The organism is Sulfitobacter sp. S223, from assembly GCF_025143825.1.
Lineage (GTDB): Bacteria > Pseudomonadota > Alphaproteobacteria > Rhodobacterales > Rhodobacteraceae > Sulfitobacter.
The window spans coordinates 2,770,706-2,788,041 of the sequence record NZ_CP083560.1 but is presented as its reverse complement, the minus strand read 5'-3'; the positions used below and the strand labels follow the sequence as shown (position 1 = coordinate 2,788,041).

Genomic DNA, 17,336 nt, shown 5'->3' with positions numbered 1-17,336 from the left:
AACTGGCGCATACCCGCCTCTAGGTCAATCGCTAACCCAAGGGGAATAGCTGCGTTAATCTTCCGTGTGGGTAAGCTTTGGCACGTCTGATGCACCCGCAGAGCCGCGACCGGAAAGGGAGGGGTTCTCCATGAAGAAGCGGTGGCAACTGAAAGCGAACTGCCCTTCCGGGAGGGGCGGACGGGTAAAGCTGCCGTCCGGTGCCATCACCCAGCTCTGCGCAATATCGGCCAGATTGGCCGCCATGATCTGGCTGGTTATCTGGGCCTGCACGGTGGCATTCTCGATCTCGATCAGTGTCTCTACGCGGCGGTTAAGATTGCGCCCCATCCAATCGGCAGAAGACATAAATACGCGCGCCTTCTTGTGTGGCAGCCCGTAGCCGTTGCCGAAACAAACGATGCGGCTGTGCTCAAGAAAGCGCCCGACGATGGATTTTACCCGGATGTTTTCAGACAGACCCTTGATCCCCGGACGCAGTGCGCAAATGCCCCTGATCACAAGGCTAATCTGCACGCCTGCATTTGAGGCGGCATAAAGGGCGTCGATCACTTCGGCGTCCACAATGCTGTTCATCTTGGCCCAGATCACCGCAGGCTTGCCTGCGCGTGCGTGGTCGGCCTCGGCAGCAATCATTTCCAGCAAACGGGGTTTCAGCGTAATTGGCGAAATCGCCAGATTGTCGAGCTGCGCAGGCGGGGCATAGCCGGATAGATAATTGAACACTTTGGTCGCATCGCGGCCAAGTTTCTTATCGCAGGTGAACAGGGACAGGTCGGTGTAAATCCGTGCGGTGATCGGGTGATAGTTGCCTGTCCCGTAATGGGTATAGGTCACCAGCTCGCTGCCTTCGCGGCGCACCACGGTTGATATCTTCGCGTGTGTCTTGAGATCAATGAACCCGTAGACAACATGCGCGCCTGCGCGCTCAAGTCTGCGCGACTGACGGATGTTGGCCGCCTCGTCGAAACGTGCCTTCAGCTCGACCAGCGCTGTCACGGATTTCCCGTCTTCAGCGGCTTCGCACAGTGCTTCGACAATCGGGCTGTCGCGAGATGTCCGGTAGAGCGTTTGCTTGATGGCCACCACATCTGGATCCCGGGCTGCTTGCTGCAAAAAGCGGACAACCATGTCGAAGGTCTCATAGGGGTGGTGCAGCAGCATATCCTTTGAGCGGATCGCCTTGAACATATCTCCATCATGGTCGGTGACCCGTTCGGGGATACGGGGGGTGAATTGGGGCCACAGCAGATCAAGGCGGTCGTCGGTGACCAACTGGGATAAATCGTCAATGCCGATCATGCCCTCGATCTCGATCACATCCTGCGGTTTCGCGCCAAGTTCGTCCATGACCGTCGCAAGCAGCTTGGTCGGTGCTCCGGCAGAGTGGGTCATCCGCACAACTTCGCCGCGACGACGGCGTTTAAGGGCAACTTCAAACTCGCGCACAAGGTCTTCGGCTTCGTCCTCGACCTCAAGATCGCTGTCGCGCAGGACGCGGAATTCGAAATGTGCCTTTAGCTTATAGCCGGGAAACAGATCCGGTATTTTCAGGATAAGCAGCTCTTCGAGCGGCAAAAAGCGTTTGCATCCGTCCGGCGCTGGAAGCGACACAAACCTGTCGATTTGCGCGGGAATTGGCAGCAGTGCCTGCAATGGCTTTTTATCACGGCTACGCTCAAGCTGGAGCGCGAGGGCAAAGCCGGTATTGGGCAGAAAGGGAAACGGGTGCGCAGGATCAATCGCCAACGGTGAGAGGACGGCGAACACCTGATTTAGAAACACATCATCCAATGCTTCTTTGTCAGCCGCGCTTAGATCATCCAGCCCTTCAAGCATGATGTTCTGATCGTCCATTTCGCGCAGCAATTCCACCAGCACGCCTTGCTGGCGCAGCATCAGCGCGCGGGCGTCGTGATTGATCAGCACAAGCTGCTCTGCCGGCGTCAGGCCGTCGGCGGCGGGCGTGGTATTGCCCGCTTGTGCAAGTTCGCGCAGGCCAGCCACGCGCACGGTATAGAATTCGTCCAGATTGTCGGCCGAGATCGACAGGAAGCGCAGCCGCTCAAGCAGTGGCACGCGGGGGTTTTCGGCCTCTTCCACAACGCGCCAGTTAAAGCGGAGCCAACTCAGCTCACGGTTCTGGAAACGGGCAGGGCTGTCCAGATCAAGATCGGGCAGCTCAACAGGAGTATCGTAAGGCGCGGTAAGGAAATCGGCATCGGACATAAGGGGGCTTATCCAATATAAATGTAACGGCAATAAGACAGGATTGTTCTTAGTATCGCGCGTCTGTTTCGGCTTTGTCCAGCACTTGCGCGGCGAGTGCACGGGTGATGGGCCGTTTGCGCGCAAGGCTTTCGCGGTCAAGCGCGGCAACAAAGCGGTTGGCCGCAATAAACGATCGGTCCATTCGGTTCAGAAGGTAAGGGATCAGGTCGGATGGCGGTACCAACTGTCGGTCGGCCAGCAACTTGACCAGCACAGCGGACAAAAGCGCGTCATCCGGTGCGTCGATGGAAACCTCAAGCGCGCCTTGTAGACGGCTGACCAGATCGGGTAGCGACAGGCCCCAGTGAGCCACGGCGCCAACGCCTGTCAGCAGCAGCGAATAACCTTCTGCCAGAACCATGTTGTGCAGGTGAAACAGGGCAGTCTGGGCTTCCGAATTGCCGGAAATTTGCGGCACATCTTCCACTGCGATACTGGACTGGGCCAGTTTTGGCACATCGTCATCGCGTAGGTCGGTCGCATGGATCAGGCGTGCTTGGGCGGTGTCGGCCCAAACATGGGTCAGGTGGGTCTTGCCTGCGCCTTCAGGCCCCGTCAGCACCATCTTGCCGCCTGCCCAGTTACGCCAGTTTTCGATCATTGCAACGGCCATCGCATTGGATGGCGCGACCAGAAAATCGTTTCTGCCCCGCGCGGTACGTACCGGCAGATCAAACCCCAACTGCATGGCCATTTTAAAGTGTGTCTTCGTCTGGGATTGAGATATTTTGTTCGGTTCCCCGGTACAGCAGGCTTTGCTGGTACTGCTCGACGCCAAAGCGCGCAATCACACCCAATGCAGCGGCCATGGGCACAGCGACCAACATACCCACAAATCCAAAGAGCGTACCGAATACCGCCAATGCAAGGATCAGCCAGACGGGGTGCAACCCGACGGAATCGCCAACCAGTTTGGGCGTCAGAATATTGCCCTCAATGACTTGGCCGATCACAAAGATACCGCCGACAAGCCCGATCGATACCCAATCACCCCAGAACTGGAACAACGCCAGACCCAGTGCCAATGCGCCGCCAATAAGCGCGCCGAGATAGGGGATGAATGTGACCAAGCCTGCGACAAAGCCGACAACAAGGCCGAACTGCAAACCCACCAACATCAGCGCAATCGCATAGTAGGTGCCCAGAATAAGACAGACAGTGCCCATGCCACGGATGAAAGAGGCGAGCGTTTTGTCGATATCAGTCGCAAGATTGCGGATTACGTGCGCATGGTCGCGCGGCAACATGCTGTCGATGTGCGCAATCATCCGGTCCCAATCCAGCAGCATATAGACCGCCACGACAGGCACGATCACGAACAGCATGATGACGTTGATGATCCCCGCAGCCGAACTGAGCGCGGTATTCAAAAGCTCGCCACCGCGCTCTTGCACGGCTGTGCCCAATGAGTTCAGGGAGTTGCGAAGTGTCGACCCGTTGTCGAGAATGGAGGGGAAGCGTTCGGTCAGCGCAGCGGTAAAGCGCTTGGTCAGGTCGGGCGCTATTTCGAACAGGTTTACGGCCTGCGAAATCAGGGTCGGAAAAACCAGCAGTGCCATGATGACGAAGATCAGGATCGCAAGGACAGTGATCACTGCCGTCGACATGGCGCGGCTTAGACCCAAGTTTTCCAACCGGTCGGCAACGGGATCTAGGAAATATGCGATCGCACTGCCAAGCACAAAGGGCAAAAGCACGTCACCCATAAACCATAAAATCACCAGAAACACGGCTGCTGCCATGCCCCAGTATTTAATTTGGTCTCTGATTGGCAGGGCCATTTGTCTCTCCTGAGTGTTCATCAACACATCGCCCATGGGAGGCCTGTTTTCAAGGGGGCGCGCGTGAATTTGACGATGCTGAGGGCCCGGACGGCGCTAAATCGCACGCGTCTTTCTTTCTGTTTGATCTCCTGTTGCGAGAAGTGAGGTTTCGAGCGGCGCCATTGATTGACTTGGAGGGCTGGTACAGTGACTCCGCTTGACACTTTTCGCGCGCACAGCACCTTAGAACAAAAGAATGACAGGAGCCGCCCATGCGCACCCCATTTGATACCGAACTGCAAACCCGTCTGATGCGCTATGCCGCCATTGATACCCAATCAGACGAGAACAGCACCGCTCAGCCCTCTACGGCGCGCCAGCTTGACCTAAGCCACCTTCTGATTGCCGAGCTTGAGGATATGGGCGCAAGTGATGTGCGTCTGACCGACTACGGCGTGGTGCTGGCGACAATTCCGGGGAACACGGATGGGCCTGTTATGGGATTGTGCGCCCACGTCGATACCGCCCCGCAGTTTAACGCCACAGGCGTGAAGCCAAGGGTCATTCAAGGGTACAACGGCGGAGATATCTCTTTTCCCGATGCGCCAGAACGCCGTTTGGCGCCCGATATATCACCACATTTGGCGGATTGCGTGGGCCATGATCTGATCACGGCGTCCGGGACAACGTTGTTGGGGGGCGATGACAAGGCTGGTGTCGCGATCATTATGACAGCGGCAAAGCATCTGCTGGATAACCCCGAAATTGCCCATGGCGAACTGCGCCTGGCGTTTACGCCGGACGAAGAAATCGGGCGTGGCGTCGATGCGCGTTTGCCCGCCGATATGGCGTGCGACTTTGCTTATACCTTCGACGGCTCAAAGCCCGGCGAGGTGGAGCACGAGACTTTTTCGGCCGATCGGGCGATCGTGACGGTGACCGGCGTGTCGATCCATCCTGGCTGGGCCAAGGACAAGCTGGTGAACGCCATGCATCTGGCGGCCCGGATCATCGAAACATTGCCGCAAACGACGATGACACCGGAAACGACAAGCGGGGTTGAGGGGTTTATCCATGCCACCGACATAACTGGTGGTGCTGCCGAAACACACATCGGCTTTATTATACGCGATTTTGAACGGGACGGGCTGGAACAGAAGGGCGCAATCCTGCGCGCAGTCTGTGATGCTATTGCCAAGACCGAGCCACGTGCCACTATCACTTGCAAGATCACACCGCAGTACCGGAACATGCGCTATTGGCTCAAGAATGATATGACGCCTGTACATCTGGCGCATGAGGCCGTGCGCGATGTAGGGTTGGAGCCCATATCGGTGCCGATCCGTGGTGGGACCGATGGATCGCGGTTGACCGAAATGGGGCTGCCGTGCCCCAATATCTTTACCGGCATGCAGGAAATCCATGGACCGCTGGAATGGATATCGGTGCAGGATATGGCAAAGGCCACACAGGTCGCGCTGCGATTGGCGGCGCGCGCTGTGGAGGCCGTGGATTGAGGGGCTAGCCCCTCAAACACCCCAGGATATTTCCGGCCAAAAGAAATGGGGCGCGGGATGATGATTGTATTGGGTTCATGTTTGGCATAGGCAAATCGCAAAGTTGAATGAGGATTGCCCCATGCGTTTGAGCCGTTATTTCCTGCCTGTCCTGAAAGAAACCCCTTCCGAGGCGCAGATTGTCAGCCACCGCTATATGTTGCGGGCCGGCATGATCAAGCAAAATGCTGCTGGGATTTATTCCTGGCTGCCTTTGGGGTTCAAGGTTCTGCGCAAGCTCGAGAACATTGTTCACGAAGAGCAGGTTCGCGCGGGCCATGTGCCGATGCTGATGCCGACGTTGCAGTCTGCCGATTTGTGGCGCGAAAGCGGTCGCTATGACGATTATGGCGAAGAGATGCTGCGGATCAAGGACCGTCAGGGGCGCGACATGCTGTATGGTCCGACCAATGAAGAGATGATTACGGACATCTTCCGGTCGCATGTCGGGTCCTACAAAGATCTGCCGCTGACGCTGTATCATATCCAGTGGAAGTTCCGCGATGAGATGCGTCCGCGCTTTGGCGTGATGCGTGGCCGCGAGTTCTTTATGAAGGATGGATACAACTTTGATCTGACCAAAGAGGATGCGATGCACGCGTACAATCGCCACTTGGTCAGCTATTTGCGCACGTACGAGCGTATGGGATTGCAGGCGATCCCAATGCGCGCGGACAGCGGCCCTATCGGGGGCGATGATACGCATGAGTTCCTTGTTCTGGCGGACACCGGTGAGTCCGAGGTGTTCTATGACAGCGCGGTGACCGATCTGCGGTTCGGGGACCGTGAAATCAACTATGACAGCCATGCAGATTGTGCGGCGGTGATGGAAGAGTTTACTTCAAAATATGCCCGTACGGATGAAACGCATGATGAGGCCCTGTTCAACGAGGTCCCTGAAGAGCGGCGCCGTGTCGCGCGTGGCATTGAAGTCGGGCAGATTTTCTACTTTGGCACCAAGTATTCAGAGACCATGGGCGCGAAGGTGCAGGGTCCTGACGGGAAAGTTGTGCCGGTACACATGGGGAGCCATGGCATTGGCGTCAGCCGTCTGTTGGGCGCGATTATCGAGGCAAGCCATGATGACAAAGGTATCATCTGGCCAGAGGGTGTCACGCCGTTCCACTGTGGTATCGTGAACCTCAAGCAGGGTGATGAAGAGGCGGATGCCGCTTGTGAGTCTTTGTACAACAGCCTTGTAGCGCTGGGCCTTGATCCTCTCTACGATGACCGCAATGAGCGTGCAGGCGGCAAGTTCGCGACAATGGACCTGATCGGTCTGCCATGGAGGATCACCGTTGGGCCCCGCGGTCTTAAGAACGGTGTGGTTGAGCTGACATCGCGCCGCACCGGCGAAAGTGAAGAGTTGCCCCCAGAACAGGCGATCGAGAAGATCGCACAAATCTACAAGGGTTTGTCGGTCCACGGCATCTGAGCCAAATTTGCGGTGCGGGGTGGACCTCGCACCGTTTTGCGCCATCCTTATTAAGATCAAAGGAGGATGGGCAATGGGTAAGCTACTGACGTTTCTTATGGCGATGGGTCTGGTTACGGGCGCTTCGGCGCAGGGTGTTGAGCAGGGCAGCAAGAATGCACCGCAGTTCAGCCCCGCGTGGCCGACGCAGACACGCGCACCTGCCCTGAAAAGTGGCGTGTCTTTACAGATAGAAGTTTTGGCAGACGGGTTAGAAACTCCTTGGGGCGTCGCCGTGCTGCCTGAGGGCGGTTATCTAGTGACGGAACGGTCTGGCGCGCTGAGGCTGGTGCAGGATGGAACTGTTGGCGTGCCGGTGCGCGGAGTGCCCGAGGTATTGGCGCAGCGGCAGGGCGGGTTGTTGGACGTGGCGTTGGCCGAGGATTTCGAAACCAGCCGTGTGGTTTTTCTGACATATGCAAAGCCGATGGGCGGCGGGTTATCTGCCACGGCAGCTGCGCGCGGCGTTTTGAGTGCGGATGGTACAATGCTTAGCGACGTGCGTGATGTATTTGTACAAGATCCTCCGTCGCCGAATGCGATGCACTTTGGCTCCCGTGTGGTGCCTTTTGGTGGGCAGCTTTATATCACGACAGGTGAACATTTCAGCACGCGCGAACGGCAATTCGCGCAAGACCTGGACAAGACCTATGGCAAGGTACTGCGCATCAATCCCGAGGGCGGGGTAACAAAAGATAACCCATTTGACAGCGAAGTCTGGAGCCTTGGACACCGCAATGTCCAAGGGGCAGCGGTGCGCCCTTCGGATGGGAGCCTCTGGACGCTTGAACATGGTCCTGCGGGCGGGGATGAATTGAACAAGATTTCCGCCGGGGGCAACTATGGCTGGCCAGTGGTGAGTTATGGCGTGAACTACAACGGGTCGCCTGTTGGCAGTGGGGCGGCCTGGCGTGAGGGATTTCTTGAACCGCAATACTATTGGGATCCGGTGATCGCGCCGGGTGGATTCACGTTCTATGACGGTACTATGTTCGACGGTTGGCAAGGCAATGTTCTTGCTGCATCGCTGAACCCCGGGGGGCTGGTACGGCTGGCGCTGGAAGGGGACCGTGTCGTAGGAGAAGAACGTTTTCTGGCTGGCGACTTTCGTGTGCGGGATGTGGAGATTGACCGCGATGGGGCCATTCTGATTTTGGACAATTCTGAGGGGCGATTGCTCCGGTTGACGCCAAAGTAGTCTGTTGCCATGGCTGGGAACTGTGAAAGCTTTGCCTGCTTTGGAAAAAATCGTGATCACTAACTGCGATTGAGCAAGCGCTTTGTTGCTAATTCTGGCGTTTTGGATGGTAAGGCTTGCCTTCAAGGGTGGCAGTGGCCAGTTTCGATGATACTGAGGGGAACGTAGGCTGTTATGCCTGCGCCGAATGGTGCAAGATGTGCCCGTTTGGCGCGGTATTAATCTAGGTGGTGTACCGACTATGATCTTGCGCAGTATCACTTTGGCTGGCGGGCTTGTCGGCGCGGCAGCGACATCGCAGTTCCCTGAATTTTCGCAACAGTACATGCAGCGGCTTGGCGGAGCAGTGGATGCGCTGGAACAGGTCGTTGCAGATTTTGACAACTCCGCAGCCGCTTCTGACCTAAGCCGTGAAGAGGCGTTGGCCCAGATGCAAGGCACCGCGTTTCTTGAGCGGCGTGGCGCTGATATGCGGCGATCCATTACCCGATACGAACGGCTCAGCAGCGATCTGATGGCTCTTGAGGGGCAGGGGCCGTTTATGCGCGCCTACAACGCCGCGCGCTTTACTGATCAAGAAATCGCGCAGGCGGCATGGCGTGCCTTTCAGCCTGCGGTTCCGATGAACTTTGCCGGTCTCACCTTTGCCGGTGTGGGGTTTGTTCTGGGCGGCTTTGCCCTGACACTGGTGCTGGGGGTGTTACGCCTGCCATTTCGTCGCAGACGGGTGGCCTGATACGTCTTTCGCTGATCAGGATTGAAGCCATGAACCCGTCGATCTGCAAAAGCCCTCCAATCCTGACGGGCAGTCCTTTGCGCAGACAGGCCTGTTCCACTGTGTCAAAGCCTTGACCCTGCCCACACAAAGCCTCACCTTGCGCGAAAAATGAAAAACGCCCCAGTTTCGAGCAAGGACCACAATGGCCTCCAGTACCCCTCCCTTTGCCCCGTTTGAATGGATGATCGCCTGGCGCTATCTGCGTGCGCGCCGCGCCGAGGGCGGGGTAAGCGTGATGACATGGATCAGTTTGATCGGGATCACGCTGGCGGTATTTGCGCTGATCGCAACGCTTGCCGTACGCGCCGGATTTCGTGCGGAGTTTGTCGATACCATTTTGGGCGCCAATGCCCATGTCACGGTCTATGAAATGGGCGTGATGCAGCCCAACGGGGCGGTGGATCGCAACATTCGCGATTATGATGCGCTTGCGGCACAGGTTGCTACGGTGGATGGTGTAACCCGCGTGGCTCCGATCGTGCGGGGGCAGGTCATGGCGACTTTTCAGGGCAACAATGCCGGCATGGAAGTCTACGGCATTACCGCCGAAAATCTTGCCACTATTCCACGCATCGCCAACCCGCAAACCGCACAGGGAGATATCGGCCGCTTCAACGAAGGCATTGCAATCGGCTCTGGCATCGCGCGCAGTCTGAATGCGCAAGTGGGGGACCTGATCCGTTTGATCTCACCTGACGGGGTCAAGACCGCCTTTGGTACGTCGCCGCGCGTCAACGCCTATGAGGTGACCTACATCTTTACCGCCGGGCGCTATGATATCGACCGGACCCGCGCCTACCTGCCACTGTCTGAGGCACAGAGCTATTTCAACGCCGAGGGGGCTGTGAACGAGTTGGAGGTCATGGTCTCCGATCCTGATAACGTGGACGATCTAAGCGCGGACATCCTTGCCGCTGCCGGTGATACCGCGCTGATCTGGACATGGCGCGAGGCGTCTTCGGGGTTTTTGAATGCGCTGGATATCGAAGATAACGTGATGTTCGTGATTCTTTCAGTACTGGTGCTGATCGCAGCAATGAACATCGTTTCGGGCCTTATCATGCTGGTCAAGAACAAGGGCCGCGATATTGGCATCTTGCGCACAATGGGTCTGTCTGAGGGCTCGGTCTTACGGGTGTTTTTCATCTGCGGGGCGTTCACCGGCATTATTGGCACGGTGTTGGGTGTCATCCTTGGCTGTCTTTTTGCGCTATATGTGGACCAGATATTTGGCATGGTGAACTGGCTTTCGGGGGGCAACGCATGGGACCCTTCGATCAGGGGGATATATTTCCTGCCAGCCAAGCTTGAATTGGGCGATGTACTGTCGGCAGTTGGTCTGTCGCTTGGCCTATCCTTTATTGTAACGATCTTTCCTGCGCGGCGTGCGGCGCGGATGAACCCTGTTGAGGCGCTGCGTTATGAGTGATCCTGTCCTGCGACTGTCTGGCATAACAAAAGGTTACAACCACGGTAAACCGAACGAAGTCACCGTACTGCGCGGCATTGATGTTGAACTTGCGCGCGGCGAGGTTGTGGCGCTGGTTGCGCCATCAGGTGCCGGTAAATCAACCCTGCTGCATATCGCCGGTCTGCTCGATACGCCCGACGCTGGTACTGTTGAGATTGGCGGCACCGATATGACGGGAAAGCGCGATGGCACACGGACTGGGGTGCGCCGTAGCGATGTGGGGTTCATCTATCAGTTCCATCACCTGTTGCCGGAGTTTTCTGCCGCAGAAAACATCGTTCTCCCGCAGCTGGCCAACGGTGTTTCCCGTGCTGCCGCGTTGACCCGTGCGATGGAGCTGCTTGATCAGGTTGGCGTTGCGGCAAGGGCGGAGCACCGTCCCGCCGCCCTGTCAGGCGGCGAGCAACAGCGCGTTGCGTTCTGTCGCGCCCTTGCCAATAGCCCCAAGCTGCTGCTGGCAGACGAACCGACCGGCAATCTTGATCCGGAAACCTCCGAGACGGTCTTTGCTGCGCTCATGGCCTTGGTGCGCAGCACAGGTTTATCTGCGCTTATCGCTACGCATAACCTTGAGCTTGCAGCACGAATGGACCGGCAGATCCGGCTGGATCAGGGCATTTTGAGCAAAAGCTAAGGCAAACATTGGCCCGAAGCTGGCGTGTCCTTAACGCAATATTACCATATTTGGACGTTAAGGTCAGACCAATGTAGTAATAAACAGGCCCCGCTATGTCTCCTATTCTTGCCATGCTTCTATGCGCACTTGGCCCGCTGATGGTCACGTTTGTGAATTTTGATGATGACGATCCTGATGAGGGTGCCGACACTGAAGATGCGGTGGGTGCTGCTGCCGATGATCCCGTCGATACGATTGACATCGCAACATTCATCGAAAATGCCCGTTCCACCAGTGACAATACGGGTGATTTTGTTGGCAGCCGTGGCACTGATCAGGATGAGGAATTTGTTGCCGAAGCAGACCTTGCTGTCAGCCACGACGCGTCTGGCGGCACTGACAGGCTGACGGGCTCCAATCTCAACGATACGCTTGCGGGTGGTGACGGTACGGATGTGATCGACGGCGGCGATGGTGACGATGCTCTTTTTGGCGCCTTTGCGCGTGAAACCCGCGCTGATGACGAAGCTCCGGACACCCTTGATGGCGGAGCGGGAGACGACATGTTGTTCTTGGGTGACGGGGATACAGGTAATGGCGGCGCGGGCCGCGATGTCTTTATTGCCACGCAAGACGCGGTAGAAGTGATCCAGATCAGCGATTTCAATGTCGAAGAGGATGTCATTGCGATTGAAACCGAAACACCTGAAGAGGCAGATATCACTGAACAGGTGGTCGAAGACGGTGGCCTCCGGATTGAGCTGTCCACCGGCCTGAGCTTGCGCCTTGAAGGTATCAGCGCCGAATTACCTTCAGAAAGCATAGAATTCCTATCGGTGGAGCCGCTTTTACAAAGCTGATCGGCTTGACCTACGATGTTCATGCTGCTCTGTCATAACGGTCCCTGTACCGGAGCCTGACAGATGCCAATGATATCCCTAGACGAGATCGAGAAAACCGTGCGCCGCGCGTTGAGCGTGCATGGGGCAGACGCTTTTGCCGCTGCTGAGGTGGCGCGCGCTGTGCGCGCCGCAGAAAGTGTCGGCAACAAGATTTGCGGCCTCTATTATGTGGAAAGCTATTGCCAGCAGCTGCAGTCGGGGCGGGTATCAGGGACGGTAACGCCGAAGGTCATCACGCCACGTGCCGGCACGGTTGTGGTTGATGCAGGCTTTGGCTTTGCGCAGCCCGCTTTCGCTCATGCTTTGCCTGTTGCGTTGGATGCCGCACGCCGCGCTGGGGTCGCTTCTTTTGCAGTGGCTCATGCACATACCTGCACCTCGTTGGGCTATTTCACCCAGCAGATCGCGCAGGCAGGGATGATCGGTATCGGCTTCACCAATGCGTCGCCAATCGTGGCAGCCCCGGGCGGCAAGACCCGCGCGATTGGCACCAACCCCATCGCATTCTCGGTGCCCGACGGGCAGGGTGGGATCGCCATGCAGTTCGACCAATCAACCACCACCGTGGCGCTGGGTAAGATCACGATGGCCAAAGCCGCGGGGGAACGTATTCCCGAAGGTTGGGCGCTGGATGCAGACGGAAAACCGACTACCGATCCAGATGCGGCGATCAAGGGCACGCTCGTTTCAATGGGCGGCTACAAGGGCTGGGGCTTTGGCCTTATGGCCGAGGTGCTGGCAGCCGCGATGACCGGGTCCGTCCTGTCACGCGATGTCAAACCGCTGAAAGCGCCAGAAGGTGCGCCGCATGATCTGGGCCAGTATTATTTGTTGATCGATCCATCCGTCGCGTCAGATTTCGGAGAAAAGGTGCAGGCATTGGCGGATCACATCGCGCAGGATGAAGGTGCGCGCATGCCAGGCCAGGGCAAACAGACGATGGACCCTGTCGAGGTCGGCACCGAGACTTGGGCGCTCATCACGGGCCTTGCCACAGCTTAGCTCATTGGCAAATACGGTTGAGGTCCACACCGTCCCACGGCAGACCCACATCATAGGCAGGGCTTTGCGGCAGGGGTATCACCGGCATTACCTGCGCCACAAGGCTGTGCAGCCGCTTGGTCCGCGCCCCTTGGGGCTGTAGCGCGCGACAGCACACAAACTCCTCCACGATCGAACCTTGCTGCTCATATCCGAAATCAAGGAAATTGCGGTCCCTCAGGTCAAACAAATAAGGATCATCGCTTTGGCTATGCTCCGTCGCGGCCTTCAGGGGGGAATAACCTGTGACCTTGCGGTTCTGCCATTGCCAGACATGGGTCAGCTCATGGCTTAGCAGCATGGCCGCAACCAAACCGATCCGATCAGGGTAATCGGGCAGATAGTCCTCAAGGAACCAGTCCTTGTCAAAAAGAACCGTGTTATAGATCGCAACTGCCGCAGGTTTGGTGGTGATCACCGTCTCTTCTGGCGGATGGGGCGGGAAAATCAGCTCTCTACATGTCGTGCGCGGCCGCGGTTTGCGCTTGAACGTCACGGCCCGCGTGGGCGCCCCGTCGTGCAGGCGCACCCGCGAATAATCCAGCGTCGGTCCATGGATATCCGCCGCAAACGCCCGCTCTGCACTGGTAAGGGGGCGGCCACAGGCGGCAAGGAAAAGCAGTAAGATGAGGGCGGTACGCATGGCGCCATTAAGGCGTTGCGTAAACGTCAGTACAACCCCAAATCAGCGGTAGCAAAAGAAGAGCGGCACGTGAAAAAGTGAGTTTTTGATGCGATATTGCGGGGCATGACTGCATTTATTGACACAGATCAGAGCGCGGCGGGAAAGGTCGGTCCAAGCTTGAGGTAACTCAGGAGGAATTTATATGAAATTTCCAATCGCAACCATCGCTGCTTTGCTTCTTTCACCCGCCATCGCTTTGGCCCAAGACGCGCAAGCTGGCGCTGCGCTGTACGATCAACATTGCGCGGTCTGTCACGGCGCAGACGGGCGCGGCAAGGGGCCATTGGCTGCGGCACTGATATTGCAGCCTCCCTCCCTGCGCGACCTGTCCGAGCGTCACGACGGCTTCCCGACCCGCCGCGTGGTCATGCGCATCGACGGCAGCGACCCGCTGGTTAGCCACGGATCACCGATGCCGGTCTACGGCGAGTTCTTTGCGGGGGATGATACGATCCTCAAAACCGAGAGCGGCCAGCCGGTGATGACCAGCCGCGCGATTGTAGATTTGGTGGCGTATTTGCGGGGGATACAGGAGTAATCAATCCATGGCGGTATTTGTTGAATTTTTGCTTTCAGCGACAGACAGGTCAGTCTTGGCAATTCCTAAAGTGTAGCAGGGCCACTTGCCTATGACGAATTGGCGGATCTCCGAGAGCTTTGACGATCGCGTATCTCGTGCGCAATCTTTTCCAGATCTGTTTTGACGCTCCCAGGTATTCGCGAATTTCGCATCAACCAACCAAGATCTTCTATCTCGTCGTTCTCATTGAATAATTCAGCGTTATATTTTCTTATAGGGTAGCTGTTGCTGCGCATCGAAAAAACAGACTCAAAAGGTTGCTCCATGCTGAAGCAGCTGGGAAAAAATGCTAAGTTCTGATTTGTAATTATCTTCGACAAACCTTCGATACTACCTTGAAGATAGAAGAAAAGGTCTTTGAAGTGGAGGTTAGCTAGTTCCTGCTCTCCAGTGATACGTTTCAGAACGGCTTTGTCATTATCTAGAGGTCGTCCTGCTACAGTTCTCAACAGTAGAAAAAGTGCGTCGAGCTGATGTACCTCCAAACGCGCGTGCCTTACCCGAGGCGTTGCTCTATATCTGCTATTTGGATCACCATTTTCTGAGATTGAGCTAATGATTTTGACTGTGTCGGTGGGTTCAAGAAATTGTGAGTAGATGCCCTGAGCAGAAATGATTTCTACTGGGAGGTGCAGGTCCAGTGTTGCCGGAATTTGGCACCCCATTGGCGATTTCATGAGGAGTTCAAATAGCGCTACGAGGTCGTGCGCACCGTTGTTCTTTCCTTCACGTGTTGGCAATTTTCTTTTCAGTAGAGCCGCTTTGACGATTTTTTCGATACATTGAGCGGCGCTCCAGCAATACTGATGTAAAATTCCGTTCTGGTTTGCCCATCTTGCAACCAGATAGTCTTCTTCAGCACTTGTAATGAACCAGTCATCAACTAGTTTGCTTGCTACGGGATGTAGTCCCTCACTCAAACATCCAACTCCTCCACAAAGCGCGCGTTCTCCTGAATATACTGAAAGCGCAGTTCCGGCTTTTTGCCCATCAGACGCTCCACCAGATCAGAGGTCTGACCTGCCACATCTTCTTGCACGTTCACCTTGATCAGCTTGCGCGTCGCTGGGTCCATGGTGGTTTCTTTGAGGTCTTTTGCGTCCATCTCGCCCAGACCTTTAAAGCGCTGCACGTCGATCTTGCCTTTGCCGCCAAGGCCTTTTTCCATCAGCGCGTCTTTCTCGGCGTCATCGGCCACATAGACGCGGCGGGCGCCTTGGGTCAGACGGTAGAGCGGCGGGCAGGCCAGATAGAGGTGGCCGTGGTCGATCATCGGGCGCATCTGCGTGTAGAAGAACGTCATCAACAGCGCCGCGATGTGCGCGCCGTCGACGTCCGCATCGGTCATGATGATGATTTTGTCATAGCGCAGGTCTTCGAGGTTGAACTTTGTGCCCATGCCGACACCCAGCGCTTCGCACAGGTCGTTGATCTCGGCATTGGTGTTCAGCTTGCCTGATGCCGCACCCAGCACGTTGAGGATTTTGCCCTTCAGCGGCAGTAGTGCTTGGTTCACGCGGTTGCGGGCGCCCTTGCCGGAACCGCCAGCCGAGTCGCCCTCCACGATGAACAGCTCCGTGCCTTCGCGGCTCTTTGACGTACAATCGGTAAGCTTGCCGGGCAGGCGCAGCTTTTTGGTCGCAGATTTGCGCGCGGTTTCTTTTTCCTGACGGCGGCGCAGGCGTTCTTCGGCGCGCAGCACAAGGAAATCAAGGATCGCACCGGCGGATTTCGTGTCAGCCGCCAGCCAGTTATCAAAGTGGTCGCGCACGGCGTTCTCAACCATGCGCTGGGCGTCCACGGTGGCAAGGCGGTCTTTGGTCTGGCCGACGAATTCAGGTTCCCGGATAAAGATAGAGACCAGCGCGCACCCGCCCGTAATCAGGTCTTCGCGCACGATTGTCGCGGCCTTCTTGTTGCCGACCAGCTCACCATAGGCTTTGATGCCCTTGAGGATTGCGGCCCAAAAGCCGGCTTCATGGGTGCCGCCTTCGGGCGTGGGGACAGTGTTACAATAGGACTGGATGAAACCGTCACGCGCGGGCGTCCAGTTGATCGCCCAATTGACTTTACCGGGTTGGCCGAATTTCTCTTTGAAATCCACTGTCCCGCCAAAGGGGGCCTCGGCGTAGGTGGTAGATCCGGTCAACACTTCGTTCAGGTAATCCGTCAGGCCGTTGGGGAAGTGAAACGTGGCCTCTTGGGGCATGTCGCCATCGGGCAGGGCGGACTTCCAACGGATTTCAACACCCGAAAAAAGGAACGCCTTGGAGCGCGCCATCGAGAAAAGACGCGAGGGCCGTAGTTGTAGATTGCCGAAAATCTCAGGGTCAGGGTGGAATGTGACCGACGTGCCGCGCCGGTTCGGTGCAGCGCCGATTTTCTCGAGCTTGCCCTGCGGCACACCGCGCGAAAACTCCATTGCAAAAAGTTCACGGTTTTTGGCAACTTCAACGCGCAAGTGGTCACTCAGCGCGTTCACAACCGAGGAGCCGACACCGTTCAGACCGCCGGAAGTTTCATAATTGTCGCCAGAGAATTTGCCGCCTGCGTTAAGCGTACAAAAGATGATCTCAAGCGCGGATTTGCTGGGGTCTTTGGGGTGCGGATCAATCGGAATGCCGCGCCCGTTGTCGCGCACGGTGACGTGTCCATTATCGTGCAGCTCAAGCTCGATCCATGTGGCATGGCCAGCTACGGCTTCGTCCATCGAGTTGTCGATGATCTCGGCCACCATGTGGTGCAGGGCACGGTCGTCCTTGCCGCCGATATACATACCGGGCCGCAGACGCACATGCTCCATATCCTCCAGCACCTGAATCGAGGATGCATCATATTCGGTGCTGCCGGACTGCGCGCCAGAGAGAAGATCGGACATGGTGTGTGCCTGCTGCTGTTGCTTTTGATTGGCGGCTATTTTGACAGGCTACGGGCGGCGGGGCAATCGCCGTGATCGTCTAATCCACAGGCAAATACGGCGATCGTCGATGATTGTGCAGTT

15 protein-coding genes are annotated in these 17,336 nt (G+C 56.8%); 9 read left to right on the top strand and 6 right to left on the bottom strand.

The window, feature by feature from the left end; all coding sequences use genetic code 11:
- Positions 1-54: 54 nt before the first annotated feature.
- The 3 genes from K3757_RS13305 to K3757_RS13295 are packed head-to-tail and all read right to left on the bottom strand — an operon-like array spanning position 55 to position 4,052.
- Positions 55-2,229: an RNA degradosome polyphosphate kinase gene (locus tag K3757_RS13305; protein WP_259996201.1), complete on the bottom strand. Its 2,175-nt coding sequence runs from the start codon at positions 2,227-2,229 to the stop codon at positions 55-57.
- A gap of 49 nt (positions 2,230-2,278) precedes the next feature.
- Entirely contained in the window at positions 2,279-2,965 is a 687-nt protein-coding gene (locus tag K3757_RS13300) for a chromosomal replication initiator DnaA (protein WP_259996200.1), read from the bottom strand.
- Position 2,966: 1 nt separating this feature from the next.
- Positions 2,967-4,052, bottom strand: coding sequence for an AI-2E family transporter (locus tag K3757_RS13295; RefSeq protein WP_259996199.1), 1,086 nt, complete (start codon positions 4,050-4,052; stop codon positions 2,967-2,969).
- Positions 4,053-4,306: 254 nt separating this feature from the next.
- On the opposite strand from K3757_RS13295, the gene pepT reads away from it, so the two are divergent.
- From pepT to K3757_RS13255, 8 genes are all read left to right on the top strand, one after another.
- The gene (gene pepT, locus K3757_RS13290; RefSeq protein WP_259996198.1) at positions 4,307-5,551 is read left to right on the top strand and encodes a peptidase T; all 1,245 of its coding nucleotides are present in this window, start codon (positions 4,307-4,309) and stop codon (positions 5,549-5,551) included.
- Between the two features lie 121 nt (positions 5,552-5,672).
- Entirely contained in the window at positions 5,673-7,025 is a 1,353-nt protein-coding gene (gene proS / locus K3757_RS13285; RefSeq protein ID WP_259996197.1) for a proline--tRNA ligase, read from the top strand.
- Between the two features lie 73 nt (positions 7,026-7,098).
- The gene (locus K3757_RS13280) at positions 7,099-8,262 is read left to right on the top strand and encodes a PQQ-dependent sugar dehydrogenase (RefSeq protein WP_259996196.1); all 1,164 of its coding nucleotides are present in this window, start codon (positions 7,099-7,101) and stop codon (positions 8,260-8,262) included.
- Positions 8,263-8,503: 241 nt separating this feature from the next.
- Positions 8,504-8,998, top strand: a complete 495-nt coding sequence (locus K3757_RS13275; protein ID WP_259996195.1) for a DUF2937 family protein — start codon at positions 8,504-8,506, stop codon at positions 8,996-8,998.
- A gap of 184 nt (positions 8,999-9,182) precedes the next feature.
- The gene (locus K3757_RS13270; RefSeq protein ID WP_259996194.1) at positions 9,183-10,469 is read left to right on the top strand and encodes a lipoprotein-releasing ABC transporter permease subunit; all 1,287 of its coding nucleotides are present in this window, start codon (positions 9,183-9,185) and stop codon (positions 10,467-10,469) included.
- Entirely contained in the window at positions 10,462-11,145 is a 684-nt protein-coding gene (locus tag K3757_RS13265) for an ABC transporter ATP-binding protein (protein ID WP_259996193.1), read from the top strand. The genes K3757_RS13270 and K3757_RS13265 overlap by 8 nt, the downstream gene beginning before the upstream one ends.
- Before the next feature lie 95 nt (positions 11,146-11,240).
- Positions 11,241-11,987, top strand: coding sequence for a hypothetical protein (locus K3757_RS13260; RefSeq protein WP_259996192.1), 747 nt, complete (start codon positions 11,241-11,243; stop codon positions 11,985-11,987).
- 63 nt (positions 11,988-12,050) lie between these two features.
- On the top strand, positions 12,051-13,031 hold the full coding sequence (locus tag K3757_RS13255; RefSeq protein WP_259996191.1) for an Ldh family oxidoreductase: 981 nt from the start codon (positions 12,051-12,053) through the stop codon (positions 13,029-13,031).
- 1 nt (position 13,032) lies between these two features.
- Here the strand turns inward: K3757_RS13255 and K3757_RS13250 are convergent, their stop codons facing one another.
- Positions 13,033-13,713 carry a hypothetical protein gene (locus K3757_RS13250; protein WP_259996190.1) on the bottom strand — a complete coding sequence of 227 codons (681 nt, stop codon included), beginning with the start codon at positions 13,711-13,713 and terminating at the stop codon, positions 13,033-13,035.
- A gap of 184 nt (positions 13,714-13,897) precedes the next feature.
- On the opposite strand from K3757_RS13250, the gene K3757_RS13245 reads away from it, so the two are divergent.
- On the top strand, positions 13,898-14,293 hold the full coding sequence (locus tag K3757_RS13245; RefSeq protein WP_259996188.1) for a cytochrome c: 396 nt from the start codon (positions 13,898-13,900) through the stop codon (positions 14,291-14,293).
- 89 nt (positions 14,294-14,382) lie between these two features.
- Here the strand turns inward: K3757_RS13245 and K3757_RS13240 are convergent, their stop codons facing one another.
- Together K3757_RS13240 and K3757_RS13235 are read right to left on the bottom strand one after the other, a co-directional pair.
- On the bottom strand, positions 14,383-15,255 hold the full coding sequence (locus tag K3757_RS13240; protein ID WP_259996186.1) for a HEPN domain-containing protein: 873 nt from the start codon (positions 15,253-15,255) through the stop codon (positions 14,383-14,385).
- On the bottom strand, positions 15,252-17,213 hold the full coding sequence (locus K3757_RS13235; RefSeq protein WP_259996185.1) for a DNA topoisomerase IV subunit B: 1,962 nt from the start codon (positions 17,211-17,213) through the stop codon (positions 15,252-15,254). The genes K3757_RS13240 and K3757_RS13235 overlap by 4 nt, the downstream gene beginning before the upstream one ends.
- Positions 17,214-17,336: the final 123 nt, after the last annotated feature.

Bases quoted from the DNA above. Each gene is read 5' to 3' on its own strand.
- K3757_RS13270 (WP_259996194.1), top strand. From the start codon at position 9,183: ATGGCCTCCAGTACCCCTCCCTTTGCCCCGTTTGAATGGATGATCGCC.
- pepT (WP_259996198.1), top strand. From the start codon at position 4,307: ATGCGCACCCCATTTGATACCGAACTGCAAACCCGTCTGATGCGCTAT.
- K3757_RS13260 (WP_259996192.1), top strand. From the start codon at position 11,241: ATGTCTCCTATTCTTGCCATGCTTCTATGCGCACTTGGCCCGCTGATG.
- K3757_RS13275 (WP_259996195.1), top strand. From the start codon at position 8,504: ATGATCTTGCGCAGTATCACTTTGGCTGGCGGGCTTGTCGGCGCGGCA.
- K3757_RS13295 (WP_259996199.1), bottom strand. From the start codon at position 4,052: ATGGCCCTGCCAATCAGAGACCAAATTAAATACTGGGGCATGGCAGCA.
- K3757_RS13235 (WP_259996185.1), bottom strand. From the start codon at position 17,213: ATGTCCGATCTTCTCTCTGGCGCGCAGTCCGGCAGCACCGAATATGAT.
- K3757_RS13300 (WP_259996200.1), bottom strand. From the start codon at position 2,965: ATGGCCATGCAGTTGGGGTTTGATCTGCCGGTACGTACCGCGCGGGGC.
- K3757_RS13255 (WP_259996191.1), top strand. From the start codon at position 12,051: ATGCCAATGATATCCCTAGACGAGATCGAGAAAACCGTGCGCCGCGCG.
- K3757_RS13245 (WP_259996188.1), top strand. From the start codon at position 13,898: ATGAAATTTCCAATCGCAACCATCGCTGCTTTGCTTCTTTCACCCGCC.
- K3757_RS13265 (WP_259996193.1), top strand. From the start codon at position 10,462: ATGAGTGATCCTGTCCTGCGACTGTCTGGCATAACAAAAGGTTACAAC.
- proS (WP_259996197.1), top strand. From the start codon at position 5,673: ATGCGTTTGAGCCGTTATTTCCTGCCTGTCCTGAAAGAAACCCCTTCC.
- K3757_RS13250 (WP_259996190.1), bottom strand. From the start codon at position 13,713: ATGCGTACCGCCCTCATCTTACTGCTTTTCCTTGCCGCCTGTGGCCGC.
- K3757_RS13280 (WP_259996196.1), top strand. From the start codon at position 7,099: ATGGGTAAGCTACTGACGTTTCTTATGGCGATGGGTCTGGTTACGGGC.
- K3757_RS13305 (WP_259996201.1), bottom strand. From the start codon at position 2,229: ATGTCCGATGCCGATTTCCTTACCGCGCCTTACGATACTCCTGTTGAG.